This window comes from Streptomyces sp. NPDC007088 (assembly GCF_042869355.1).
In the GTDB taxonomy this organism is placed as follows: domain Bacteria; phylum Actinomycetota; class Actinomycetes; order Streptomycetales; family Streptomycetaceae; genus Streptomyces.
In genome coordinates this window covers 58,788-82,485 of record NZ_JBIAFO010000002.1, presented here as the reverse complement: position 1 = coordinate 82,485, position 23,698 = coordinate 58,788, and the positions used below count along the sequence as shown (strand labels likewise).

The following is a 23,698-nucleotide window of genomic DNA, read 5'->3' as shown; positions in this document are numbered from 1 at the left end:
CGTTGGGCGTAGGTTACGAGGCGACGGTGCTGCTCGCAGCCATCAACGAGTGGCTTTGACCGGCGCTGTCGCAACAGACCCTAGTACGTGTGGCCCGACTCGATGCGGGAGTCCTCCCTCGCGGCCGTCTCCGTCCTGTCCGCGGTGCTGCCGTCGGTGAACTGCCAGCCGGAGGCGACCCACGGGAAGCTCTTGGGCGCCGTGCTGCCGGGGCGGGACCACAGCACGCCGGTGACCTTGAGCGTCACCTCCCGCTGGATCAGGCCCTCACCTCGTTCGATCTCCGACGCGATGGGGGCGATCTCCCGCTCGGACACGGGGGTGACCGCCACGACGTGGTCCGCGTACGTCACCCACTCCGATTGGGGCGCCTCACCGCCCCCCTGACTGCGGGGCCCACCAGCCCGGGGGGCAGGAAGCGCTCTTGGCCCCTTCGAGCGCCTCGGCGATCAGCGGCCGGAAGTACTTCAGGCGTCGGTTCTCGAAGGTCTCGACGGCGAGGTCGGTCCTCCGGGGCACCATGATGAGGAGGTGCTGCCCGGCCCTCCACGGATCCTGCGCGCCGTCGATGCGCGGGTCGACGGCGTCGAGTTCGATGCGCTTCTTGCCCGTCGCGGGTTTGATCCACTCCTGCACGGTGAAATCGACGGCGAGCCGTCCCTTTGCGGACCCCGGACGGACAGCCTCGACGTCTCCCACGGCGATCAACTCTGTGCAGGCGATCCACTCCTCCGTCGACGGCCCTTTCAGGTCAGCGGAGTTGGCCGACCCGCTGCCCTCCGGACCGCCCTCGGGGTTCGGGCCAAGCGTCAGCACACCGATGACCAGGGCCGCCACGGCCATCAGAGCACCGGCTCCGAGGCGCGCCCGGCGTCGCAGACGGAGCACTTTCGGATCCGGACCGGCGGCCGCCGCGGAGGGTGGGTCGGGCCGGGCGGCCTCACTCCCGATCAGTGCGAACGCTGTGCGCAGCCGCTCGTCGCGGGAGTCCTTGGACGGGTTCACTCAGATCACCTCTCGTGCGCGCAGCCGCTCCTCGAGCGCGGCGACGGCTGTGTGGAGACGGCTCTTGACGGTTCCCTCCGGCACGCCGAGTTCTGCGGCGATGTCCTGGACGGTCAGGTCGGCGTAGTAGCGCAAGGTGAGCAGCTGCCGCTGAGCTGGGGGCAGTTCGTCGAGTCCCTGGGTGACGGTGATCGCGAGCACCCGCTCGTCCTCCGACCCGGGCGAAGAGCGCTCGGTCCAGCGCTGGGTCAGTTTCGCCGTCAGTCCCGTGTCCTTGGACCGCGCCCGGTGCCAGTCGACCGCCACCCGCGACGCCACCACCGACACCCACGCCTCCAGGGACCGGATCGTCCCAGTGGCCGTTCTGCCTCCCGATTCCAGTAGCTTCAGCCTGACCTGCTGCACCCCGTCGTCGATCTCCTCCCACGGCACCCCGCCCAGCGCCAGCACGGCACGGATGAGGCCGGCGTCCGCCTGTTGCGCAGCCGTCGCCGTCCGCCCATCCGCTCGTGCGCCGCGCTGTCGTCCGAGCATCCGCACCCCTTCCTCCTGTCCGACCTATTCGACGGAGAAGCCCCCGGGAACGTTCATTCGAGGACGCGCCTGACGGTCCACCCCCGGCACGGGAACGGGCGAGAAAGCGGCCTGCTCGGACGATGACGGGGCTGCCACCACGGAGGTGCCCCCCCCTGTGCGCGACCGCCACCGGGCTGATCGGTCCCGCAGCCGACAAGGGTCAGAGTGGCGCAGGCGCCGGCAGCGAGAGCCCGGCTGACGTGCCTGAAAGCGCCGGTCCCGACGCGGATGGGTGTCATGGGAACAGTCTCTGATCGCGGTCTCGGGCTCCGCCTGAGTACGCGGACTCAGTCCCTCGAGAAGTGTCGCCTTCGCGGACCGTGTCCTGGCTCACCGGCTACCGCGGACTCCACCACCGCTCGGACGCCAGCCCGCAACTACCTGGCCTTCCTCGGACTCGCCGCCGCGCTCCGCTGCCGCAAACGACTCGCGCGACTCACCACATGGGACACGGTGGTCTTAGGCAAGGTGGTCCGGGTGAGGCGACCGGGCGAAGTGGTCCGGGCGGGGCGGCGAGGCGGAGCGGCCCGGCACCGGCCGCTCCTGGGCGCTTGCGCGGCTGTCGGCGCTGTGCGAAAGTACCGGCCTCGGGCAGGGTCCCCGGTGTCGTGTCACCGGGGGACGCATCCGCCCCGTCCGGGAGACCTCCTCACTCTCAGGGAATGAAGCCCATGAACCCGGCGTCCTCCAGCGGCCGCCGTCGGCACTGAACGACCTCTGCCCGTACGGCAGTCGTCGTCCCGGTTGTGCCTTCCTCACGGCGGCCCCATGCGGCCCGGAAGCGGTGTGCCCGTTTCCCGGCGACGGCCGGCCCGTCCCTCCCGGACGGCGGCCGGACCCTCCCGGCGCGCCCGCGCGGCGCGCCCGCCACCTTCCGCAGCACCGTGAGGTCTTCACCGTGGACATCTCCGTCCAGAACTATGCCGTAGCCCATCTCCGTCGCCGCCCGGTGACCGTCGAGACGGGTGGTTTCGTCGCCGGGTTCGACCCGGCCACCACCAGCCCCGCCGTCAACTACGCGACCGTGCTGCCCGGTTCCCGGCCCGGCCCGGCCGACGTGGCCGCTCTGATCGCCGCCTTCCGCGAGCGCGGACTGCTGCCCCGGCTCGAATTCGCGCCCGGCACCGCGCCCGCCGCCGAACCCGCCCTGCGTGCGGCGGGGTTCACGACCGAGGAGGAACACGTCTATCTCGTGTGCACGCCCGGGACCCTGACCGCCTCTTCGAACCAGGCCGGTCCGGTGGTGGAAGTCCCCCGCACTGACGCGGAGTTCGTGGCGATCGACGCCGCCCTCTGCGCCGCCTTCGGGAACGTCTTCCCCGCCTCGGCCGAGGGCGCGGCCCGGCTGCGCCGCACCGAGGAGGAGGGCGGGGCCGTGCGCTTCGTACGCGCCCCGGACGGCGGGGTCGCCGGAGGCGCCGGGGTGTCGGCGCCCGCCGTCGGCACCTGCGAACTGTGGGGCGTGGGCACGCGTCCCGGCTTCCGGGGCCGGGGAATCGCCTCGGCCGTGACCGCCGCCCTCACCCGGACCGTGTTCGGGCGGGGAGCGGAATCGGTGTGGCTGGAGTACTCCGGTGACGGCTCCCGGCGGGTGTACGAACGGCTCGGCTTCCGGCCGCGAGGGAACCGCCTCTACCTGACGCTGGGCGAGGCGCCCCAGGGCTGACGCGTCAAGGGCCGGCGGGAGCGGGCCACTTCGGCCCGCTCCCGCTCCCGCTCCCCCGCGCCGCGGGCCCGGAGGCTCGGGCCCCACCGCCCCAGCCCTCGCGGTAGGCGCGCCAGTCCCCCGGCTCGGCGGCGAAGTCCACGTAGAGCGCGAGACCGAAGTGCCGGCGGTCGCGGTCGGTCCTGCCGAGGCCGAGCCGGGCGCCGCGCACCGCGGCCCGCGCCGTCTCGGCGGCCTCCCGGTGCCCCCACTTGTCCTCGTGGTAGAACGGCAGGCCCATCAGCAGGTCCGTGCCGGGCGGGGTCGCTTCGAGGGCGAGTTCGGTCTGTTCGGCGACGTATCCGCCGTACAGGCTCTCCAGCGGCATCGCCGTGTCGTACGACATGACGGCGATCTGGTCGACGCGCCGGGCTACCTGGCCGAAGAACTCCTGCGTCCAGTACTTGGGGTGGCCGCTGACCGCGCCCATCACGGAGTGCAGCGCGGGCAGCGGGTCGATCTGGTGCGCGGCGACCGACAGCGGTACGTGCCGCTCGGCGGTGAGTGCCCTGAGGCCGTCGAGCAGTGCGAGATAGTCCTCGTCCCCGGAGTGCAGGGGTTCGAGGTCGTAGTGGAGGCCGCCGAAGCCCGCGTCGAGGACCTGGCGGGCGCTCGCCAGGAAGGCCGTACGGGTGGACGCCTCGGACAGCCGCATGCCCTCGGGCGTCTCGGTGGCGAGGACGTCGCCGAGCCACGCCTGCACCCGTACGCGGGGCAGCCGTTCACGCATCCCCGCGACGAGCCACCCGGCCTTCGGGTACAGCGAGGCCGGGAGCGTCCCGTCGTGTTCGAGAGGCCCGGTGTGCACGTACACGTCGCGCAGGCCGGTGTCCTCGATCTGTGCCGCGAAGGCGTCCAGGTCGGCGTCGGTCTTGCGGCCGTCCACCCACGCGTGCCCGATCCAGATCGCGTCGCGGCCCCGGGTGCGGGTGTACTCGCCGGGGTCACCCGCGAAGGAGAAGCGCAGGTAGACGGCGGCGCTCAGAACCGGTACGAGGAGGAGGGCGGCGAGGCCGAGCGCGATCCACCTGGCGGTGCGCAGCCGCCGGTGGCGCCACCGGCGCGGGAACCGGTCGTCGCGGCGCCCGTCGCCACGGCCTTCCCCGCTCGCCGGGTCCTCCTCGTCCTCCCGGCCGCCCTGTGGTGGTGCTGTCCCCAGGCCCATTCCGCGCCCCCTCGCCCCTGTCCCCGCGCCCGGCGGGAGGGGCACGCCGTGGCCGGGCGCACGTACGCCCCCGGCAAGGCGCTCAGAGTAGACCAGCGGGCGGCGCGGGCCCGGCCGGGCGGATCACCGCTCGCCGGAGGGCGGGCGGCGTGGGGTCAGAACAGGCTCAGCAGCGCCTCGGTGGGGTCGGCGATCTTCTCGTCCCCGTCGGGCAGGGCGAGTTCGAACCACACGGTCTTTCCGTGCGGGGTGCGGCGTGAACCCCAGGACGCGGAGAGCAGGCCGACGAGCTGGAGGCCCCTGCCGCCCTCGTCGGTGTCGCGGGCGCGGCGCCTGCGCGGCTGGACGAGGCCCGCGTCCCACACCTCGCACACCAGGGTGCGGTCCAGCAGGAGCCGCAGCCTTATCTCGCCCTCCCCGTAGCGCAGGGCGTTGGTCACCAGTTCGCTGACCAGCAACTCGGTGGTGTCGGCGAGGGCTTCGAGGTCCCAGTCGGCGAGTTGCGCGCGGGCGTACTCGCGGGCCCGGCCGACCGAACGCGGCTCCCTCGGCAGCGACCAGTCGCCGACCGCGTTGGCCGGCAGTCCCTTGACGCGGGCCATGAGGAGGGCGATGTCGTCCTCCCCGTGGTGGGTGTCGAGGCTGGTCAGGACGTGGTCGCAGGCGTCCTCCAGCGGCAGCGCGGGATCGGTGAGCGCGTTGCGGAAGGCTTCCAGCCCCTCGTCGAGCGGCTGGTGGCGGGACTCGACGAGCCCGTCCGTGTAGAGGGCGAGCAGCGCGCCCTCCGGCAGTTCGACGGTGACCTCCTCGAAGGGCTCCCCGCCGACGCCGAGCGGCATGCCCGGGGGGACGTCCAGGAGCTGCGCGGGCCGGTCGGCGCCGCCGGGCTCCAGGACGACCGGCGGCAGATGACCGGCGTTGGCGAAGGTGCAGCGCCGGGTCACCGAGTCGTAGACGGCGTAGACGCAGGTCGCGAGGTAGACCTCGGCGAGGTCGGTGTCCTGGTCCTGGAGGGCGGCGCGGGTGGTCTGCTGCGGGGAGCCGAGCCCCTGCGCGATCTCGTCGAGGTGCGAGAGGACGTCGGCCGGTTCGAGGTCGAGCAGGGCCAGGGTCCTTACGGCGGTGCGCAGTTCACCCATGGCGACGGCGGCCCGCAGTCCGCGCCCCATGACGTCGCCGACCACGAGGGCGGTGCGGTGGCCGGGCAGTTCGATGACGTCGAACCAGTCGCCGCCGACCTCGGTGGCGGTGGTGCCCGGCAGGTAGCGGCAGGCGATGTCGAGCCCGGCCGCCTCGGGGTCGCCCGGGGGCAGCAGGCTGCGCTGGAGGATGAGGGCGCGTTCGTGCTCGCGGCGGTACAGGCGCGCGTTGTCGATGAACACGGCGGCGCGCGCGGCCAGTTCCACGGCCAGCGCCCGGTCGCGTTCGCCGAAGGGTTCGCTGCCCTTGGTCCGGGCGAACTGCGCGAGACCGACGACCTTGTCGTGCGCGACCATCGGCACGGCCAGAGTGGACTGGACGAGGTCGCCGTCCCTGCCCGGCAGCAGTCCGGGCGCGGCCGTGCGCAGGACCTCGGCGCGCGGTGAGCCGGGAGGGTAGCGGTGCACGGCGCCGACGCTCACGGAGGCGGCCCCGCCGTGGCCGGAACCCTGCCGTCCGGCCCCGCCGGGTTCGTGCGGATCACGCCCCTGCCGCCCGGCCCTGGCCCTGGCGTACGGGTCCGCGGGCCGCTGCGCCCCTTCGGTACGCCGTCCGACGGTGAACGGTCCCGCCGGGGACGCGCTCCAGTCCTGAAGACGCTCCTGGTCGCTGCGGGCGTCGGGGGCGGACGCGGGGTGCGGAGCGGCGGACCCGGGGGCGGAAGAAGGTTCCTGCTGAGGCTCGTCGCCCGGTTCCCGCCCGCCGCCCGGCCCGGGGCCGCCACCGGTCACGTCCGTGCGGTCACGGCGGTCACCGCCGCCGACCGCGTCCGTTCGGTCACCGCCACCGGTGCCGTCCGTGCGGTCACCGCCGATGTCACTGTCGCCGCCGCCCACGCCAGCACGGTCACTCGCGCCGCCGTCGCTGTGCGGCGCGTTCCCGTCCCCGGTGTCGTCCCGCGCGCCACGGGCCCCGGGGAGGCGCGGGCGCCCGGGAAGGGCGGCCGGGTCCTCGTCCGCGGGGGCGGTGCGGTCGCGCAGGAACGGCAGCAGGTCGGACACGGCGCTCGCGAAGGCGACGCGGCGCAGTTCGCCGCTGCCGTCGGTGAGGCCGGGGGCGCGGTCGTCGCCGGTCAGGAGCCCCTGGTAGAGGTCCACGGAGGCGAGGTCGCAGAAACCGGGGACGGCCACGTCGAGCAGCTCGCGCGCGGTGGTCTCCAGGTCGAGGGAGTTGCCGATGCGGGAGCCGGCCTCGTTGAGCAGGGCCAGGTTGCGGCGGGCGCTCGCGGCCTCCCGGGCGGCGGCCTGCCTGCGGGTCACGTCGGTGGCGAGCGCGGCCACCCCGAGGGGCCGTCCCGAGCCGCTGTGCACGCGGTAGAGGTCGATCGACCAGTCGCGCCGGTCCTCGCCGCCCGGGACGTATCCGGCGAGTGTCAGATCGTTGAGCGCGCCGCCGCGTTCCAGGACGTGCCGCAGCGCGGCTTCCAGCCGGTCCGCCTCGCCGCCGGAGAGGTAGTCGCGGGCGGTGCGGCCCCGGTGCCCCTCGGGCCGCTCGCCGAACACGGAGGTGAACCGGTCGTTCACGCGCAGTACCCGGAGGTCGGTTCCGAAGAGCACGAAACCGAAGGGAGATTGGCCGAAAATCGCCTGCGAGGCGGCGAGGTCGGTCTCGATGCGGCGCAGCACCCGGACGTCCACGGCGATGCAGACGGCGGCGGGGTCGTCACGCTCCGTGCGGGTGGGCATGACGTAGATCTCCGCGAGCCCGTCGACGGAGCCGGCCGGGTCGGCGCGGTGCCCGTGGGGGGCGGGGGCCTGGGGGTCCGCGCGCATCCGGAAGGGGACGACGCCGGTCCACTCCCTGCCGTCCAGGATCTCGGCCATCTTCCGGTGGCCCCGCACCCGGAGTTCCGGGGGGACGAACGCCTCGACGGGGTCGCGGCCCACGACCTCCTCCGCGTCCACGCCGAACAGGCGCGCGGCCCGCTCGCTCCACTGGTCGACCGTCCCGTCGGGGCCGATCGAGAAGGAGGCGACCTTGATGTGGTCGTAGATCGAACCCGGTGGGCTGCTCTGCCACACGATGTCACCCGGCGCCCGCCCGGAGGCCGTCGCCTTCGCTGGTATATCGCTCACGCGAACCGTCCCCTCCAGCTCGCCGCGTCCGGAACCAGTACCGGCGGCGGCTTCCCGCAGTATCCAGCACCACGGGCCCGCACAAAACGGCGTTCACGATCACAGCACGATCTCGACGGTTTCCGGCCCGCCCCGGAATCCCTCCTGGAGATCGACGCTCCCTGTCTTCTAACCAGCGGCAACGCCTCCTAACCCGAAGGCCGGCGGGACACCGGCGCGGCCTGTGTCACGACCGCTCCAAGAAGCGGGACGGGACGCGGAAACCGGCCGCGGCACGCACGAGGAGCGCGCGGGGGCGCGGTACGGCGCACGAGGAGGCACAAGGGGCACGGGAAGCACACGGATCACGAGAGACGGACCGGTTCGCCGCCACCGGCACCCGACGCCGCTCCCGCGCCACCGGTCACCGGCGCGCACGGGCACGGCTCACGAGCCCCGCCGCGCCGCGCCGCGCCGCCGGCCATCGGCCACCGGGCAGGACCGTCGTCGCCCCTCCCCAGCCGGACGAGCACGGGCGGGCACGGGCGGGCACGGGTCGGGACGGCAGCCACGGCAGGCGGCGCAGACCGCAGACCGCAGACCGCAGACCGCAGACACGACCGGCGACAGACACGGCAGACGTCAGACGTCGGAGGGCAGAGGGCAGAGGGCAGACGTCAGACGTCAGACGGCAGACGGCAGACGGCAGACGGCAGACGGCAGACGGCGGCGCTCAGGCCGGGACGGGCAGTTCGCACCACACGGTCTTGCCCCGGCCCTCCGGGGCCGCGTTGGTGCCCCAGCTGCGGGACTGCCTGCTCAGCAGACGGATGCCCCGGCCGTGCTCGTCGTCCGGGTGGGCCGTCCGTTCGCGGGGCGCGTCGGGGACCGGGTCGGAGACCTCCACGAACAGGCACGTACTCCGTCGGCTGAGCCGGACCCCGATGGGACCGTGGGCGTGACGCAGGGAGTTGGTGACGAGTTCGCTGACGATCAGCACGGTGACGTCGGCCATCGGGGAGAGGTCCCAGTCGGCGAGCTGGGTCCGTACGACGCCCCGGGCCGCTCTCACCACCCCCGGATCAGCCGGAAAGGTCCATGCGGCGCAGACGCCCTCGGTGTCGATCAAGCCGATCACTTCCCCAGAAGACCCTCAGCGGAGAACCTTTCAGGGCCATCAATAGCCCCATACCCGTCATTTCAGACGAATTACCCCCCGCTTGGCGGACGGATGGCTCGAATGGCGCAGTTCGCGGGCTTCCGGAGGGCGGCGGGGGCGGCGCGGGTCCAGGCTGGGAACGCTCGTGCGTCCGCGCCGGGGCCCGGGGCCTCCGCGCGCCGGTCCCGGCCCTTCCCCCCACCCGAGCGCACCCGGGGCACGCCGGGACCGAGGCGCCCCGGCGGATCACACGGGAGCCGGGGAGCCTCCGTCACCCTCCGCCCACCCACCAAGCGCGGGACCCCGCGCACTCGCCCCACTCACCCCTCGAAGGACCACTCCTCGCCCGTCCGGACCCGCGCCTCCGGAGCGGGCAGGCGGCGGGCCGCCTCGGTGACGGCGGGGCGGTCCTGGTCGAGCCAGTCCACGGTCCAGACCTCCCCGGCGGCGAGCCAGCGCAGCTCGTCGTGGTCCTCCAGCGGCTCGGGGGCGGGCTGTCCGGGCAGCGGGCGGGCGGCCCAGACGTCGAGCACGTACCCCGGCTTGAGCGGCCACCGCCCCGGCAGCGGTTCGAGCGCCTCGGTCTCGATGCCGAGTTCCTCCCGCAGTTCCCGTACGAGCGCCTGCTCGGGCAGTTCGCCGGGTTCGACCTTGCCGCCGGGCAGCTCCCAGCGCCCGGCCAGCTCCGGCGGGGCGGTACGGCGCGCGGCGAGCAGCCGCCCACCGTCGTACAGGGCGGCCCCGACCACCACGATCTCCTGAGTCATGACACGGAGCCTAAGGGCTGTCCCGTAACCCCTGGTGGATCAGCGCGCGGCGTCAGATGTGGTGCGTCGCAAGGCGCCGGAGCGCCCTCATCGCGGAGCGATTCGGGCGTTTCGGCAGCGCGGCGAGGTGCCGCAGCTGCCGTCGCGCGCCCGCCAGGGGTTACGGGACAGCCCTTAGGGGGTCGCTGAGGCGTCCGAGAGCTGACGGCGCCGTGGTGACCGAGGGGCCGGAGGTGGCACTGTGCCCCGGAGGGACCGGCGCCGGAGCCCGGCAGGGGCGCACGGGGCGCGCGGCGTCAGGAACCCGCGCCCGGCACGCTGTTGGCGTGCTCCACCGCGTACAGTCTGCGCTCGGCGATGCGGTCCTTGTCGAGCGTGCTGGCGCGCCGCTCGGCCTCGGCCCGCGTCGCGTACTGACCGACCCGGTAGCTGTCGGCCTTTCCGTCGTCCCGCCTTATGAGGTGCCAGGGAAGCGTGGCACCGCTGTCCGTCATCGAACCCCTCCGCCTCTCTCCTCCGACCGTGACAACGACCGCCGAGGAAACCCCAGTTCGCATATGCCCGACCCTACCCCCCGCCTTAACTGAGCGGATACGAATTAGCACGAAGGGGTACGGGTTCGCGCCATCACGGACAGCGAAAAAGGGTGGGATGTGGGGGGCGCGTTCCGGGAAACACGCCCCCCACACCCCACCCTCCGGGGAACTACGGGAACCTCCGGGGAGAGCGGAGGGTGCCATCACGAGGACCTCGGGACCTCGGGGAGCCGTGGGAGGGGGACTTCCACAAGCCGCCGGAGCCCTCACGCGGCGGCCGCGACCCCGAAGTCACCTCGCCCCAGGGCCTCCCCGCCCCTCCCCCGTCACCTCACGGGCAGGTGGTAGGTCAGCCGGTAGCGGTCGGCGGGCACGACGAGATCGGCCGTCTCCACGGCGCGCTGCGAGGCGTAGTAGGTGCGGGCCACGACGATCACGACGTGTCCGGGCACCCCGCCGAGCAGGAGCAGTTCCTCGGCGAGACCGGGGCGGGCGCCGACCTCCTCGACCACGTTGTCCACGACGGTGTCGATCGCGGCCATGCGGTCCACGACTCCGGTACCGCCGAGCGGTCCCTCCTCGGGCAGCATGACGGGGGTACGGCCGGTGAGTTCGAGCGGCTCCCAGGAGGTCGAGAGCATCATGGGGCGGCCCGCGTCCCTGAAGACGTAGCGGGTGCACATGACGCGGGCACCCGTCTCGACGCCCAGCCGGGCGGCGGTCTCCTCGTCCGCCTCCTCCTGCACGCTGCTGGACTCCCAGGTCCCGCGCGCCCCCTCCTCCGCCTGTTCCTGCCGGAAGGGGGTGGAGGTGCCGGGAGGAACGCGGTAGCCGGAGCGCGCGATGCGCCGCGGCTGGAGTCGCTCGCGCACGTACGTCCCCGAACCGGAACGCCCCTCGACCAGCCCCTCGGCCATGAGGACCTTGCGGGCCTCCAGGGCCACGGTGTCCGACACGCCGTACTCCCTGCGGATACGCGCCTGTGAGGGGAGGCGGGTGTGCGGGGGGAGCGAACCGTCGACGATCTTCTTACGGAGATCACCCGCCACGCGGAGATACGCCGGCTGCTCACCGAATGTCACAAGCCACTCCCATCAGGTTGACAGACAGCAACAGCCTGGCAACCGACGGTTGCTCCCCGCAAGCGAGGGCCAAAGATTCACTCGAAGTGATGACGCGTCTTTGTGCAGGCACTTCCTGCCCTGTACGCCGATCAAGGAAACATGGGCGGGCGGACACGTGTCACAGACGGTAGGAGTCCAGTTCCGCCCTGCGTGATCGAGGCCCGCGCGGACCGCTGCGTACGCTCCTCGCATGGACGACATCGACGCCCCGGCCGGTGAGCCCGGCCCGCGGCCACGCGCCTCCGCCCTCCCTGACCGGGGGGCCGCTCAAGAGCCACGGAGCCGGCCCGCCGCCGAGCCCCCGCCGCCGTCCTCGGTGTGCCCGGTGGACGGCACGCGGGTGAGCGCCGATTCGCTCGCGTGGTGCTGTCCGCGCTGCCGGGGCCCGCTCGACCTGGACTTCACGGCCGCGCCCCCGCCGCTCACCGCGCTGACCGGCCGGGTGAACTCGCTGTGGCGGTACGCCGAGGCCCTGCCGCTGTCCGCGCCCTCGGTGTCGCTGGGCGAGGGCCGGACCCCTCTGGTCACGCTGGCGGGCCCGGTCCTCGCGAAGCTCGACTTCCTGATGCCGACGCTGTCCTTCAAGGACCGGGGCGCCGTCCTGCTCGCCGAACTCGCGCGCCGGCTGGGCCCGGAGCGGGTGATCGCGGACAGCAGTGGCAACGCGGGCACGGCGCTCGCGGCGTACTGCGCGCGGGCGGGCCTGGACTGCACGGTGTACGTGCCCGAGGGGACGTCCCCGAAGAAACTGGAGCAGATCGCGGCGCACGGCGCGCGCCTGGAACTCGTACCGGGCGACCGGGAGGCGACGGCCCGCGCGGCCCGCGCGGCGGCGGACGAGCCGGGGGTCTTCTACGCGAGCCATGTCTTCAACCCGTACTTCACGCACGGAACGAAGACCTACGTCTACGAGCTGTGGGAGGACCTCGGCGGCCGGCTGCCGGAGGCGGTCGTCGTGCCGGTGGGCAACGGCACGCTGCTGCTGGGAGCCGCCCTCGCGATCGAGGAGTTGTACGGAGCCGGGCTGCTCGACCGGCGCCCGCGCCTGCACGCGGTCCAGGCGCGGGCGGTCTCCCCGCTGGCCGCCGCCTGGCGGGCGGGCGCCGGGGATCTGCCGCCCGGCGGGACCGGGGCAGGGCCCACGCTCGCCGAGGGCATCGCGATCCCCCGGCCGCCGCGCGCCCGGCAGATCCTCGCCGCCGTCCGCGCGAGCGGCGGCTCCTTCCTGACTGTCCCCGAGGAGCACCTCGCCCCCGCCCAACTCGACCTGGCCCGAAGGGGTTTGTACGTCGAGACGACGGGGGTCGCGTGCTGGGCGGCGGTGCGCGAGGGGGCGCTCGGGGACGTCGAGACGGTGGTGCCGCTGTGCGGGGCCGGTCTCAAGACGGGGACGGCGGGGTGACGGCCCCCGGGGGCACGCCCGTTCTCACTCCTGCCGGTACCCGGCGAGGAAGCGCCCGATCCGCCCGATCGCGGACTCCAGGTCGTCGGCGTACGGCAGGGTGAGGATGCGGAAGTGGTCGGGGCGCGGCCAGTTGAAGCCGGTGCCCTGGACGACCTGGATCTTCTCGCGCAGCAGCAGGTCGAGCACGAAGCGTTCGTCGTCGACGAGGGGGTGCACCTGAGGGTCGATGCGCGGGAAGGCGTAGAGCGCCCCCTTGGGTTTGACGCAGGAGACGCCGGGGATCTCGTTGAGCTTCTCCCAGGCCCGGTCGCGCTGTTCGCGCAGCCGGCCGCCCGGGGCGGTCAGCTCCTTGATGGACTGCCGTCCGCCGAGCGCCGCCTGGATCGCGTACTGGGCCGGGGCGTTGGCACACAGCCGCATGGAGGCGAGCATCGTGAGCCCCTCCAGGTAGTCCTTGGCGTGCTGCCTGGGCCCGCTCACGACGAGCCAGCCCGAGCGGAACCCGGCGACCCGGTACGTCTTGGACAGCCCGCTGAACGACAGGACGACGAGGTCGGGGGCGAGCGCCGCCGCCGTGTGGTGGACGGCGTCGTCGTACAGGATCTGGTCGTAGATCTCGTCCGCGAAGACCATGAGCTGATGGCGGCGGGCGAGATCGAGGATGCCCTCGACGATCTCCTTCGGGTAGACCGCGCCCGTCGGGTTGTTGGGGTTGATGATGACGACGGCGCGGGTGCGGTCGGTGATCTTCGCGGCCATGTCGTCGAGGTCCGGGTACCAGTCGGACTCCTCGTCGCACAGGTAGTGCACGGCCTTGCCGCCGGACAGCGTGGTGACGGCCGTCCACAGGGGGAAGTCGGGTGCGGGGACGAGGACTTCGTCGCCGTTCTCCAGCAGCGCCTGCATCGCCATGGTGATGAGTTCGGAGACGCCGTTGCCCAGGAAGACGTCGTCCACGCCGACACCTTCGACCCCGAGCGCCTCGTAGCGCTGGGCGACGGCGCGGCGGGCGGAGAGGATGCCGCGCGAGTCGGTGTACCCGTGGGCCCGCGGGAGCATCCGGATCATGTCCTGGACGATCTCCTCGGGCGCCTCGAAGCCGAAGAGCGCGGGGTTGCCGGTGTTGAGCCGCAGCACGCTGTGCCCGGCCTCCTCAAGGGCGTTGGCGTGTGCGATCACCGGGCCCCGGATCTCGTAGCAGACCTCGCTCAGCTTGCTCGACTGCCGGAACTCCATGCCGTGCCTCCCCGGGAACTGTGTGACTTGGTTTTACCAAGCAAGAGCTTGGAAAGTCCAACCATGTGTCTAGACTGCGATACATGCCACGTCAGACGCCGCCCCGCCGCCGAAGCTACGACCAGTACTGCGCCACCTCCCGGGCCCTGGACGCCGTGGGCGACCGCTGGGCCCTGCTGATCGTCCGCGAGTTGCTGGGCGGGCCGCGCCGGTACACGGATCTGCTCGCGGACCTGCCGGGGGTGAGCACCGACATGCTCGCGACGCGGCTGCGCGACATGGAGCGCGACGGTCTGGCCGTACGCCGCCGCCTGCCCGCCCCGGCCAACGCCTCGGTCTACGAACTGACGGAGCGCGGGGCCGGCTTGCTGCCGGTACTGAGGGCGCTCGCGACGTGGGGCGCCCCGGATCTCGCGGAGCGCCGGCCGACCGACGCGGTGCGCGCGCACTGGTTCGCGATCCCCCTGCTGGGCCCGCTCGGGGCGGCGTGCGGCGGGGACCGGGTGCTCGTGGAGGTCGAACTCCCCGAGGGCCTGTTCCACATCCGTACGGGCCTGGCGCCCGGCCGCCCCTCGTACGGCGACGGGGCGGCGGACACGGCGCCGGACGCCCGGCTGGTGATGGACGCGGACACCTGCCGCGCCCTCGGCGAGGGCACGGCGACCCTCGCCGAGGCCGTCAAGGAGGGCCGGGTGCGGGTACGGGGCGAGGGGGCGGCGGCCCGGCGCCTGCGGGGCGAGGACGGGGGCGGATCAGCGGCCTGAGGCGCGGCGGGTGCCGCCCGCCCGGTCCGCGCCGCCGGTCGGGTCGTGCGGGTCCCGGTCGGTCAGGCAGTAGATCCCGCCCGCCGGGTCGCGCATGACGATCCACTCCTTGCCGTGGTGCGCGAGCCGCGCCCCGAGCGCCTCGTGCCGGGCCCGCGCCGACTCGGGGTCCAGCGCGGCGAGATCGAGGTGGGCGCGGGAGGGCCGCTCCTCGTCGAGCCGCTGCACCAGGAACCGCATGGGCAGCCCGAGCGGCGGTCGCAGCCGCTGGAACTCGGGCTGGCTCGTGGGGGCGGGGCGCCAGCCGGTGAGGGCGGCCCAGAAGGCGAGTTCCCGCTCGTACGCGGCCGGCCCGACGTCCAGACACACCTGATCGAGCCGTTCGTCCGCCACGACGGGCGGCGCGGTCCGCTCCCCGCGCCAGGGGACGACGCAGAACCCGAGCCCGGCGGGCGAGCGCAGCACGCTCAGCCCCGGCTCCTCGGACAGCACGGCGGCGCCCTGCTCCTGGGCGTGGCGTACGAAGGCGGGGACCTCGGCGACGCACAGGTCCACGTGCGCCCCGCCGGGCCCCTCGGCGACCGACTGCTGCTTGACGGCGGGATCGGCGCCGCCGGCCGGCAGGAAGGTGACGAACTCACCCGACTCCCCTCGTGCGGCGGAGAGTTCGGAACCGGTGACGGCCGCCCAGAAGGAGCGGGCGGCCTCCTCGTGCGCGCGCGGGGAGTCGACGAAGGCGTACGTCCAGCGGACGGCGGGTGCGGGGCCCTGGGTCATGCGGCGCTCCTCCTGGGGGGACGGCGTGGCGGACACGGTGGCGCGTCGGCGTTCAGGGAGCCGGGGCCGTGGTGGTCAGGGGCGCGAGGTACCGGTCGATCAGCTCCACGGCGTCCCGCAGCATCACCGCGTCTCCTTCCGGCTTCTCCCAGAAGGCCCGGCCGAGCAGGAAGTCGCCGACCTCCACGACGAGGGCGACCTGTCGCCGGGTCGTGTCCGTGTCGGGGAGTCCGTAGGCGTCGACCACGGCACGGTGGATCAGCGCGGAGACCCGGGCGTTGGTGGCGCTGCCGAGGCCCGCCAGTTCGGGCAGGCGCGGCAGCCCGTACACCCACAGCCGCCGGTAGCCGGGCTCGGTACGGAACCGCTGGGCGAACCCGTCGAGGAGCCGCTCGAAGAGCGCCGCCGTTCCGCCGCCGGGCGGGCTCGCGCAGATCTGGGCGACGACCTCGACGTTCCGCTCCTGCCAGGCGCGTACGAGGGTCGCGGCGATGGCGTCCTTGTCGGGGAAGTACCGGTAGAGCACCCCGACGGAGACCCCGGCGCGCTCGGCGATGCCCTTGGTCCCGATCTCTTCGTACGGCTGGGCGTCGAGGAGTTCGGCGGTGGCGCGCAGGACGCGGTCGACCTTCTCGCGACTGCGCTGCTGCCGGGGACGCTCACGCAGCCCCGGCCCCGGACCCTGCTCACCGTCTCCCGCTGCGACCATGCGTTCCACCTTGGCATACGGGCTCGGCGTACGGGCACGGGGCGGACTCCGAGAACGCGCCTTGACAGGGACCCAAAACATGAACCAGAGTCACGTTCATGTTTCCGGAGGGGGCCGCCAGGGGCGAGGGCGACGGGACCGGGGCCGGGAGCGGGTCCCGTGCGCCGGCCGGCATGGGCAGGGACTTCTCCCTGGTGTGGGCCTCGGTGGCGGCCTCGGGCCTCGGCGACGGCGTCCGCTTCGTGGCCCTGCCGCTGTTGGCCGCACGCCTGACGGACGACCCGAGGCAGTTGGCGGCGGTCGCCCTTGCCGAGCAACTCCCCTGGCTGCTCAGCGTATTGGCGGGGGCGCTGGCGGACCGGGCGGACCGCCGGCGCCTGCTGTGGGCGGTGGATCTGGTCCGGGCGGTGGTGGTGGGAGCCCTGGCGGCGGGGATCGCGGCGGGCGGGGTGACGGTCGCCGTACTGATCACGACGGGATTCCTGCTCGGCTGCGGCCAGACGCTGTACCTCGCGGCCTGGTCGGGACTGATCCCGTCCCTTGTCGGCCGCGCCCGTCTGGCCCCGGCGAACGCCCGCCTCCAGTCCACCGGCATCCTGACGGACACCCTGCTCGGCCCGCCGTTGGGCGCGGTGCTGTTCGGCGCGGCGACGGCCCTCCCGGTCTCGGTGGACGCGGTGTCCTTCGCGATGGCGTCCGGGCTGGTACTCCTGAGCGGCGCGGGACGGAGCGGGACGGCGGCGGTACCGGCCGGCGGATCGCGTCCGTCCCGCCCCGGACGTCCGTTCCGCGCGGAACTCCTCTCCGGGACGGTCTTGTTGTGGCAGGACGGGCTGCTGCGCGGGCTGAGCGCGTGCGGGGCGCTGGCCGCCCTGGTGACGGACGGCCTGGCGGCGGTCCTGGTGCTGTGGGCGCGGCGCACGCTGCACCTGGACGACCTGGGCTACGCGCTGCTGGTGGCGGCGTTCGCGGCGGGCGGCGTGACCGGGGCGGCCGTGGCCCCGCGCCTGCCGGTCCGCGGCGTTGTGCGCGCCTGCCCCGGTGTGACGGCCCTGGCGGCGGCGGGCGCGGCCCTCGCCCACTCCGGCCTGCTCGCGGGAGGCTGCCTCACGGTGTACGGCGCGGCCTTCGGCGCCTGGGGCGTACACGCGGCCACCCTGCGCCAGTCCCGTACGCCGACGGAGCTGCTGGGCCGGGTCGGGGTGGCGCACGCGACGTTGACGGGCGCGGCGGGCGCGGTGGGCACGGCGGCGGCCGGACTCCTGGCGGCCCACGCGGGCCTGCGGGCACCGTTCGCGGCGGGCGCGGTACTGATGGCGGTGGGGGCGGCCCTGATGTGGGGGACCACCGGGCGGGAAGCGGGTCCCCCGGCGGCGGGCGACGCCCGGAAGCGCCGGGGGGCTCCCGGGTAGCCCTCGGCGGGCCCCCTCTCCCCAGCGCTGCCGGGCCGCCGCACAGGCACCGCCGAGTGGCGCACCGCGCCGGGGCGCCGGCGTTCGCCCGGATCGGGGTGGCCGTCCGCACGGCCGGAGTGGCCGCCCCGGCCTGCCCCGTCGCACTGCCGCGCCCCGACGCGGTGGGCCGGCGCTCGGGCACACGGCGGCCGGGACGAGCTGAAGGCGTAGTTCCCTCCGGCGCGCCCGAGTTGGACACCGCCCACGGCGGGGAGTTCGTCCGCGCCGACCAGCGGCTCGTCACGTACCGGGCTCATCCGGCGTGGAGGGGTGAGCGGTTCCTGGGCAAGACTCGCTCCGGAAACCTGCTTCACTCGATCGCACGACACCTGTGAGGAGAACCGTGTCCGGCATCTCTGCGCAAACCCCGTTCCGCGGCGAGGGCGACGACCGCCTCCGCCTCGGCAGCGACGACAGGGGCCGTGCCCGCGTCGCGGTCGGCGGCCACGAGGACCACCACCTCACCGGCGCCCGCGCAGCCCTCCGCACCCTCGTCACCGGCGCCAAGCCGCCTGCTCCGATCCGGCGCGCCGCCCCCGGCCTCCGCCGTACCTTCCCCTCCTCCGCCCTTTCCTTTTCCTCGCTCCTTCCGAGAGGCAGTTCGTGAAGCGATTCCGGCTCGTGGCCCGGATCTGGCGGCTCCTGCGGGGGCCCTTCCAGTGGCGGCTGCTGTGGCTGGCGCACGCCAAGTTCACCGTGGGCGTCACCGGGGTCGTGCGGAACGACGCGGGCCAGGTGCTGCTCCTCAAGCACCGTTTGTGGTCCCCCGAGCGGCCGTGGGGGCTGCCGACCGGTTTCGCGGTCGCCGGGGAGGAGTTCCCCGACACCGTGGTGCGGGAGGTGAAGGAGGAGACCGGGCTCGACGTGCGGCCCGGTCGCCTCGTACGCCTCAGGAGCGGGTACCGGCTGCGCGTCGAGGTCGCGTACGAGGCGCGGTACGTGGGCGGGGAGCTGCGGATCGACCCCTTCGAGATCCTGGAGGCCCGCTGGTTCGCGGCCGACGCCCTTCCGGAGGGTATGCAGGAGCTGCACCGGCAGCTGATCCGCGGGGAGACGTCGGTCTGACACGCGCCGGCCGGGACGCGCGCCGGCCCCACCCGGCCGGGGGCGCGCCGGCGTCCGCACGCGTGATCGCCCTCTTGGCCCGGCCGTCCCGGGGTACGCGGGCTGAAAGAACCTGTCGGCGGGCCGAGGGAGAAGTGCAGTGACGGACGACTCGTCGTTGAAGGCTGTGGGCTGGGCGCGCTCCCTGCCGGTCAGCAGTGGTGTCAAGGCGGCGCGGGACTGGACCAGGGAGCACCTGGAGACGCTCGGCTGGTCGCGGACGGACCCGGACACGGCGGACTCCGTCCTGCTGGCCGTGTCGGAGCTGGTCACCAACGCGCACCGGCACGCCGGCAGCACCGCGCAGCTCGTACTGACCTGGGACAGCGAGTGTCTGCACGTCACCGTGCACGACGAGTCCCCCGCGCTGCCCGAGCCCCGGGAGGCGTCCGAGGACGCGCTCGGCGGTCGCGGGATGTTCCTGGTGGACGCCCTGGCCGAGACCTGGGCCGCCTACCCCTGCCCCCGGGGCAAGGAGGTCACCGCCTGCTTCCGGCCGTCGCAGGCCCAGCCCGCGGGGCGGTGAGGGCGGCCGGCCGGGCGTGCTGTCCGGGCCGGGACGCGACCACAGCGAGCCGTACGGCCCCCGGCCTCGTGATCAGCGGGCACGAGTTCCCGTGCGTGGCTCGCGGGCCGTCTTCGTGCGGACCGCCCTGCCCGGCGGGGGGCAGCGGCCCGGCTGAGGAGAGGGGTGTCGCCACGGGTGTGCGTCCGTGGTCCCGTCGCGGCCCCGTGGAACGGCTCCCGTGGAACGGCTGAGGGTGCCCGAGGCGGTACTTCAGCTGTTCCCGCTCCCGTCCCGTGACCCGGCGGGCTCCTCCTGCCCGTCGTCGTGCGCGCGCTGTTCGCCGACCGCCACCGCTCGGGCCGGCGGCGCCGCCGGCACCACCGCCTCCGTGCCGGTCCCGGCGTCGTCCCCCGCCACTCCGAGCCGCTCCTGTTCCTCCTCGACGATCCGGCGGGCCAGTTCGGCGTCCGAGACGTCGACGGCCTCCGGGTGCTGTTCGGCGAGCGCGCTGCGCCGGGCGTACGCGTCGAACTGGCGGGACTTGCGCTCCAGCATCCGTACGAGCCGCTCGTCCACCCCGCCCGGGGTGAGCAGCCGGTGGACGCGGACCGGACGGACCTGCCCCATGCGATGGGCGCGGGCGACGGCCTGCTGTTCGAGGGTCGGTTTGATCTGCGGCTCGCACAGGATCACGACGGAGGCGGCCTGAATGTTGAGGCCGAGTCCGGCCGTCTGGATCTGGGCCGTCAGCACGGCGGGGCCGGGGACGGCGGAGAACTCGTCGACGACGCGCTGACGGCTCAGCGGCGGTACGTCGCCGTCGAGGGGGCCGAGGACCGGGCCGGTGACGGTGGGCGCCGCGCCGAGGGCGGCGCCCACCGCTTCCAGGACGTCCCGGAAGTTGGAGAACACGACGGTCTTCAAGCCGTTCTCCCCGGCCTCCGTGATCAGGTCGACCAGCCGCCCCAGCTTCGCCGAGCCCTCCGGGTGCGCGTAGGCCGCCCGGCGCATCGCCATGAAGTTGCCGGTGGCGACCGCCGCGCGGTACGCCCGCTCGTCGTCCCGGCTCGGCTGTTCCCACTCGTCGGTGTGCAGGAGGCGGGGCAGTTCGGTCAGGACGTCCGCCTGGTTGCGGCGCAGGTAGACCGGGGCGACCTTCTCGCGGAACCGGGCGGACCCGAGCGGTACGTCTCCCTCGGCCAGCCCGTCGGCCAGGTCCGGTTCCAGAATCCGGACCAGACTGCGGAACTCCTCGACCCGGTTCTCCATCGGGGTGCCCGTCAGGAACAGGGTGCGTGCGCAGCGCGCGGACCAGCGCTGGACCGCCTGGGAGCGTTTGGCGCGCGGGTTCTTCACGAAGTGCGCCTCGTCCACGACCAGCATGGCCGGTCTTGCCCAGGAGGATTCCGGGGCGGGTTCGGGGAAGCCGCGCAGCGCCTCGAAGGTCGTGACCCCGATCCCGCCCCGCTCGCACCAGTCCCAAAAGGCCGCCGGGCGCTCGGGACCGTGCAGCAGTCGGCCGGGCAGCGTGGCGCGGGTCTCGATCTCGCGCATCCAGTTCAGCAGGACGCTCGCCGGGCAGACCACCAGGAAGTGCTTCTCCCCCTCGGCGGCCAGGTGCGCCATCGCGGCGATGGCCTGCACGGTCTTGCCGAGTCCCATTTCGTCCCCGAGGATCACCTTGCGCCGCGCGAGCGCGAAGCGGGCCCCGAACGCCTGGTACCCGCGCAGGGACACCCGGCGGTGCGTGTCGTCGAGCGGCTGCCGGCGCACCCGGTCGGCCAGGTCCTCGGGCAGGAAGCCCTCGGCGGAGACCGGCTCGGGTCCGGTGTCGGAGACCTCGGCGAGCAGCGCGTAGTACTCGGCGGCGCGCGTGCCGAAGTCCACCCAGGCCGCAAGCTCTGGCGCCGGGCCCCGCAGCAGGTCCACCGAGGTCTGCGCGAGGGACGCGGCGGTCTTCGAGCGTTCCGCCTCCTCGGTCAGGGCGCGGATCGCGGCGACCGCCTCCAGGGCCCTGGCCCGGCGCTCGCCCCCGGCCAGCAGCAGCCGCAGCCGCCCCGAGACCGGTTTCGCCTCCTCCAGCAGCGGCCCCAGCCGTGCCACGAGCCCCTCGGCCGTGCGCACGGTCCGCCGCGCCCGCGGCCCGGCCTCCACCAGGACGTGCAGGGCCCGGACCAGCGCGGTGGTGCGCGGGGTGGGGTGGTCGACGTCGAGAAAGACGGCGACGCCGTCCCGTACCGCCCCGGCGAGCCGCTGGGCCGCCGCCGTGAGCTGGTCGGCGGTCACCTTGCCGATGCCGGGGATCTGCCGCAGCCGGTACGGCCCGGCGTCGAGCACCTGTCGTACGGTGCGCAGTCCGCCGCGCTCCAGCGGTTCGGCCCTCCCCCGGCCCCCGGTGACCTGCTGGAGACGGGACACCGGCATCGCGTCGAGAGCGCGCCCCACCTCGGCGTCGAGGATCGGCGTCAGCGCCTCCCGTACGGCGCCGAGGGCCCGCTCGTGGTCGGCGGCCACCGAGCGGGCCGCCGCGTACAGCCGCGCCCCGGAGGCGACCGCCTCCCGCTCCGCCCGTCCCATACCCGCCCCTCTCCCCGTCCCCGTCCGGCCCCGCGCTCCCGCCCAGGGACGGGGTGAGCACGTCGGCCGGAACGCTGAGTGTCCCTACTCATGCGGGGCGCGCCCGGCCGCCGCAGCATGGGAAGTGACCCCGCCTCCCGAAGGAGACCGCATCATCATGCCGAGTACGAGCACGAGCACGAGCGGGAACACCCGCCGCCCCCTGCACCGCATCATGACAGCGGCCACCGACAACTGGTTCTCGCGCGGCTATCTGCTGGTCTTCGCGGCGGCCCTGACGTGGTTCGGCGTGGACACCCTCTTCGTGTACCACCCCGACGCGTCCTTCGCCGGGGTCTGGCCGATGTTCCTCACCCTGCCGACCAGCCTCCTGCTGCTGATCTGGTCCGGCCTCCCCGGCTGGGCCCTCGTGATCGGCCTGGTCCCGGCGGCCCTGGTGAACGCGACGCTGCTGGGCCTGTTCGTCCGCGTCATGGGGCCGGCCGGCCACCGGCGGCCCGGACCTCAGCTGGGGCGGGGCCACTGAGGGCACCGCGCGCCGCCCTCGCGAGGCGGTACGGGCTCACGTGGCGCTCCCGCGGCCGGCGCCGAGCGCGGTGGTGACCTTGCGATCGGCCTTGAGCAGGGCTGGAACCAGGACGTAGACGGCGACCGGGACGACGATCGCCGTCATGACCAGGGTGCGCAGCGCCAGCGGCAGGTGGGCGGTGCGCGGGCCCAGGAGCAGGAAGGCGGCGGTGATCGTGGGATAGACGGCCAGCCAGGTGAGCAGAGCACGGCGGTGTACGGACGGCACCGGGTGCGGCGCTGCCTCGGCCACCGTTGCCGCGGCAGGCGTGGCGGAGGCGATGGTGGCGGTGGACGTGGTCATGGCATGTCCTTTCGGGGCGTACTCGTGCGCGACGGAGACCGGCATCTCCAACCGACTGGTTGGAGTCTGGCAGGGCCGCACCCGAATGTCCAACCATCCGGTTGGAGTCGGTTACTCTGGGGCCATGGCCTGGGACACCGCACGCACCAAGCAGCTCCTCCTCGACGCCGCCGTCGAGGAGTTCGCCGAACACGGCCCCCAGGGGGCCCGCGTCGCCCGCGTCGCGACGCGGGCGGGAGTGAACAAGGAGCGGATCTACCAGTACTTCGGCAACAAGGACCAGCTCTTCGGCGCGGTCCTCGCCTCCGAACTGGCCAGTCTCGCCGCGGCCGTCCCGCTCTCCGCCGAGCAGGCCGAAGACCTCGGCGACTACGCGGGCCGCGTCCACGACTACCACCGCGCCCACCCGCGCTTCGCCCGCCTGCTGACCTGGGAAGGGCTGCGACAGGGCACAGGAGAGGCGAACGGCCCCCTGGCCGGGGAGGCCGAACGGACCGCCCACTACGCCGACAAGGTCCAAGCGGTCGCCGCGGCCCAGGACGCGGGGGCCCTGACCCGGGACACCGACCCCGCCCGCCTGATGTACGCCGTCATCGCCCTCGTCAACGCCTGGTTCATGCTGCCCCAGGTCGCCCGCCTGCTCCTGGCCTCCACCCCGGACCCGCGTCCGGCCTCGGACCGTGAAGCCCTGGTCCTGCTCGTCCAGCGGATGACCACACACGCGGGCGGCCCGGCGGGCACAGCAGACACAGCAGGCACCAACGGGGTCGCCTGACCCGCGACGGACGGCACGCGCCCCGAGACGCCGCCCGGCCGCTGACCGCTCGGCGTCTTGTGGCAGACGATCCGCCGGACACGGTGCGAACCGGACACGGTGCGAACCGGACACGGTCAGGCCCCCGCCTGGACGACGTCCGGCGTCGGCGGCCGAAGTCCACGGCGCGCGGCCTCAGTTCGGGATACCCGCCGGACACCCGCGCGACGAACTCCGCCCTCGTGAAG

The 23,698-nt window shown here is 74.0% G+C and carries 22 protein-coding genes and 1 pseudogene; 9 read left to right on the top strand and 14 right to left on the bottom strand.

Annotated features, from left to right (window positions below; all coding sequences use genetic code 11):
• Nucleotides 1-80 precede the first annotated feature (80 nt).
• The 3 genes from ACFYMP_RS03490 to ACFYMP_RS03480 all read right to left on the bottom strand — a co-directional run bounded on the left by ACFYMP_RS03490 (nt 81) and on the right by ACFYMP_RS03480 (nt 1,539).
• Nucleotides 81-353, bottom strand: coding sequence for a hypothetical protein (locus tag ACFYMP_RS03490; protein ID WP_388849820.1), 273 nt, complete (start codon nt 351-353; stop codon nt 81-83).
• A gap of 19 nt (nt 354-372) precedes the next feature.
• Entirely contained in the window at nt 373-837 is a 465-nt protein-coding gene (locus ACFYMP_RS03485) for a hypothetical protein (RefSeq protein ID WP_388849817.1), read from the bottom strand.
• A 168-nt stretch (nt 838-1,005) separates the two neighbouring features.
• Complete coding sequence (locus ACFYMP_RS03480; RefSeq protein WP_388849814.1) at nt 1,006-1,539, bottom strand: RNA polymerase sigma factor; 534 nt, start codon at nt 1,537-1,539, stop codon at nt 1,006-1,008.
• Nucleotides 1,540-1,895: 356 nt separating this feature from the next.
• On the opposite strand from ACFYMP_RS03480, the pseudogene ACFYMP_RS03475 reads away from it, so the two are divergent.
• A pseudogene (locus ACFYMP_RS03475) lies at nt 1,896-2,025 on the top strand (IS5/IS1182 family transposase); the annotation flags it as partial.
• Nucleotides 2,026-2,479: 454 nt separating this feature from the next.
• Complete coding sequence (locus ACFYMP_RS03470) at nt 2,480-3,247, top strand: GNAT family N-acetyltransferase (RefSeq protein WP_388849811.1); 768 nt, start codon at nt 2,480-2,482, stop codon at nt 3,245-3,247.
• A 4-nt stretch (nt 3,248-3,251) separates the two neighbouring features.
• On the opposite strand, the gene ACFYMP_RS03465 is transcribed toward ACFYMP_RS03470, so the two are convergent.
• The 6 genes from ACFYMP_RS03465 to ACFYMP_RS03440 all read right to left on the bottom strand — a co-directional run bounded on the left by ACFYMP_RS03465 (nt 3,252) and on the right by ACFYMP_RS03440 (nt 11,249).
• Nucleotides 3,252-4,451, bottom strand: a complete 1,200-nt coding sequence (locus tag ACFYMP_RS03465; protein ID WP_388849808.1) for a hypothetical protein — start codon at nt 4,449-4,451, stop codon at nt 3,252-3,254.
• A gap of 155 nt (nt 4,452-4,606) precedes the next feature.
• On the bottom strand, nt 4,607-7,726 hold the full coding sequence (locus ACFYMP_RS03460) for a SpoIIE family protein phosphatase (protein WP_388849805.1): 3,120 nt from the start codon (nt 7,724-7,726) through the stop codon (nt 4,607-4,609).
• Nucleotides 7,727-8,438: 712 nt separating this feature from the next.
• Complete coding sequence (locus tag ACFYMP_RS03455; protein WP_388849802.1) at nt 8,439-8,843, bottom strand: ATP-binding protein; 405 nt, start codon at nt 8,841-8,843, stop codon at nt 8,439-8,441.
• 341 nt (nt 8,844-9,184) lie between these two features.
• Nucleotides 9,185-9,631 carry a (deoxy)nucleoside triphosphate pyrophosphohydrolase gene (locus ACFYMP_RS03450; protein WP_388849799.1) on the bottom strand — a complete coding sequence of 149 codons (447 nt, stop codon included), beginning with the start codon at nt 9,629-9,631 and terminating at the stop codon, nt 9,185-9,187.
• Between the two features lie 296 nt (nt 9,632-9,927).
• Complete coding sequence (locus ACFYMP_RS03445; protein ID WP_388849796.1) at nt 9,928-10,125, bottom strand: SPOR domain-containing protein; 198 nt, start codon at nt 10,123-10,125, stop codon at nt 9,928-9,930.
• Nucleotides 10,126-10,493: 368 nt separating this feature from the next.
• Nucleotides 10,494-11,249 carry a GntR family transcriptional regulator gene (locus tag ACFYMP_RS03440; RefSeq protein ID WP_388849793.1) on the bottom strand — a complete coding sequence of 252 codons (756 nt, stop codon included), beginning with the start codon at nt 11,247-11,249 and terminating at the stop codon, nt 10,494-10,496.
• Nucleotides 11,250-11,481: 232 nt separating this feature from the next.
• Between ACFYMP_RS03440 and ACFYMP_RS03435 the strand changes: the two genes are divergently transcribed.
• Nucleotides 11,482-12,693, top strand: coding sequence for a threonine synthase (locus tag ACFYMP_RS03435; RefSeq protein ID WP_388849790.1), 1,212 nt, complete (start codon nt 11,482-11,484; stop codon nt 12,691-12,693).
• Nucleotides 12,694-12,717: 24 nt separating this feature from the next.
• On the opposite strand, the gene ACFYMP_RS03430 is transcribed toward ACFYMP_RS03435, so the two are convergent.
• On the bottom strand, nt 12,718-13,932 hold the full coding sequence (locus tag ACFYMP_RS03430) for a pyridoxal phosphate-dependent aminotransferase (protein ID WP_388849787.1): 1,215 nt from the start codon (nt 13,930-13,932) through the stop codon (nt 12,718-12,720).
• Between the two features lie 83 nt (nt 13,933-14,015).
• Between ACFYMP_RS03430 and ACFYMP_RS03425 the strand changes: the two genes are divergently transcribed.
• Entirely contained in the window at nt 14,016-14,696 is a 681-nt protein-coding gene (locus tag ACFYMP_RS03425) for a winged helix-turn-helix transcriptional regulator (RefSeq protein ID WP_388849785.1), read from the top strand.
• On the opposite strand, the gene ACFYMP_RS03420 is transcribed toward ACFYMP_RS03425, so the two are convergent.
• On the bottom strand, nt 14,685-15,473 hold the full coding sequence (locus tag ACFYMP_RS03420; protein ID WP_388849782.1) for a VOC family protein: 789 nt from the start codon (nt 15,471-15,473) through the stop codon (nt 14,685-14,687). The genes ACFYMP_RS03425 and ACFYMP_RS03420 overlap by 12 nt on opposite strands.
• 52 nt (nt 15,474-15,525) lie before the next feature.
• Nucleotides 15,526-16,182: a TetR/AcrR family transcriptional regulator gene (locus ACFYMP_RS03415; protein ID WP_388849779.1), complete on the bottom strand. Its 657-nt coding sequence runs from the start codon at nt 16,180-16,182 to the stop codon at nt 15,526-15,528.
• 98 nt (nt 16,183-16,280) lie between these two features.
• Here ACFYMP_RS03415 and ACFYMP_RS03410 point away from each other — a divergent pair, with 98 nt between their 5' ends.
• The 3 genes from ACFYMP_RS03410 to ACFYMP_RS03400 all read left to right on the top strand — a co-directional run bounded on the left by ACFYMP_RS03410 (nt 16,281) and on the right by ACFYMP_RS03400 (nt 19,266).
• Nucleotides 16,281-17,594, top strand: a complete 1,314-nt coding sequence (locus ACFYMP_RS03410) for an MFS transporter (protein ID WP_388849776.1) — start codon at nt 16,281-16,283, stop codon at nt 17,592-17,594.
• Nucleotides 17,595-18,305: 711 nt separating this feature from the next.
• The gene (locus ACFYMP_RS03405; protein WP_388850962.1) at nt 18,306-18,701 is read left to right on the top strand and encodes an NUDIX domain-containing protein; all 396 of its coding nucleotides are present in this window, start codon (nt 18,306-18,308) and stop codon (nt 18,699-18,701) included.
• A gap of 139 nt (nt 18,702-18,840) precedes the next feature.
• Nucleotides 18,841-19,266: an ATP-binding protein gene (locus ACFYMP_RS03400; protein WP_388849773.1), complete on the top strand. Its 426-nt coding sequence runs from the start codon at nt 18,841-18,843 to the stop codon at nt 19,264-19,266.
• A 252-nt stretch (nt 19,267-19,518) separates the two neighbouring features.
• Here ACFYMP_RS03400 and ACFYMP_RS03395 read toward each other — a convergent pair whose 3' ends face one another.
• A complete protein-coding gene (locus tag ACFYMP_RS03395; protein ID WP_388849771.1) occupies nt 19,519-21,825 on the bottom strand; it encodes a DEAD/DEAH box helicase in 2,307 nt (768 codons plus the stop codon).
• Nucleotides 21,826-21,982: 157 nt separating this feature from the next.
• On the opposite strand from ACFYMP_RS03395, the gene ACFYMP_RS03390 reads away from it, so the two are divergent.
• Nucleotides 21,983-22,351, top strand: a complete 369-nt coding sequence (locus tag ACFYMP_RS03390) for an SCO4225 family membrane protein (RefSeq protein WP_388849768.1) — start codon at nt 21,983-21,985, stop codon at nt 22,349-22,351.
• Between the two features lie 36 nt (nt 22,352-22,387).
• On the opposite strand, the gene ACFYMP_RS03385 is transcribed toward ACFYMP_RS03390, so the two are convergent.
• Complete coding sequence (locus tag ACFYMP_RS03385; RefSeq protein ID WP_388849765.1) at nt 22,388-22,696, bottom strand: hypothetical protein; 309 nt, start codon at nt 22,694-22,696, stop codon at nt 22,388-22,390.
• A gap of 124 nt (nt 22,697-22,820) precedes the next feature.
• On the opposite strand from ACFYMP_RS03385, the gene ACFYMP_RS03380 reads away from it, so the two are divergent.
• Entirely contained in the window at nt 22,821-23,471 is a 651-nt protein-coding gene (locus tag ACFYMP_RS03380) for a TetR family transcriptional regulator (protein WP_388849762.1), read from the top strand.
• Nucleotides 23,472-23,698: the final 227 nt, after the last annotated feature.

Excerpts from the sequence above, each read along its gene's own strand:
- ACFYMP_RS03480 (WP_388849814.1), bottom strand. The coding sequence starts at position 1,539 with ATGCTCGGACGACAGCGCGGCGCACGAGCGGATGGGCGGACGGCGACG.
- ACFYMP_RS03465 (WP_388849808.1), bottom strand. The coding sequence starts at position 4,451 with ATGGGCCTGGGGACAGCACCACCACAGGGCGGCCGGGAGGACGAGGAG.
- ACFYMP_RS03450 (WP_388849799.1), bottom strand. The coding sequence starts at position 9,631 with ATGACTCAGGAGATCGTGGTGGTCGGGGCCGCCCTGTACGACGGTGGG.
- ACFYMP_RS03445 (WP_388849796.1), bottom strand. The coding sequence starts at position 10,125 with ATGACGGACAGCGGTGCCACGCTTCCCTGGCACCTCATAAGGCGGGAC.
- ACFYMP_RS03435 (WP_388849790.1), top strand. The coding sequence starts at position 11,482 with ATGGACGACATCGACGCCCCGGCCGGTGAGCCCGGCCCGCGGCCACGC.
- ACFYMP_RS03430 (WP_388849787.1), bottom strand. The coding sequence starts at position 13,932 with ATGGAGTTCCGGCAGTCGAGCAAGCTGAGCGAGGTCTGCTACGAGATC.
- ACFYMP_RS03425 (WP_388849785.1), top strand. The coding sequence starts at position 14,016 with ATGCCACGTCAGACGCCGCCCCGCCGCCGAAGCTACGACCAGTACTGC.
- ACFYMP_RS03420 (WP_388849782.1), bottom strand. The coding sequence starts at position 15,473 with ATGACCCAGGGCCCCGCACCCGCCGTCCGCTGGACGTACGCCTTCGTC.
- ACFYMP_RS03415 (WP_388849779.1), bottom strand. The coding sequence starts at position 16,182 with ATGGTCGCAGCGGGAGACGGTGAGCAGGGTCCGGGGCCGGGGCTGCGT.
- ACFYMP_RS03410 (WP_388849776.1), top strand. The coding sequence starts at position 16,281 with ATGTTTCCGGAGGGGGCCGCCAGGGGCGAGGGCGACGGGACCGGGGCC.
- ACFYMP_RS03395 (WP_388849771.1), bottom strand. The coding sequence starts at position 21,825 with ATGGGACGGGCGGAGCGGGAGGCGGTCGCCTCCGGGGCGCGGCTGTAC.
- ACFYMP_RS03390 (WP_388849768.1), top strand. The coding sequence starts at position 21,983 with ATGCCGAGTACGAGCACGAGCACGAGCGGGAACACCCGCCGCCCCCTG.
- ACFYMP_RS03385 (WP_388849765.1), bottom strand. The coding sequence starts at position 22,696 with ATGACCACGTCCACCGCCACCATCGCCTCCGCCACGCCTGCCGCGGCA.
- ACFYMP_RS03380 (WP_388849762.1), top strand. The coding sequence starts at position 22,821 with ATGGCCTGGGACACCGCACGCACCAAGCAGCTCCTCCTCGACGCCGCC.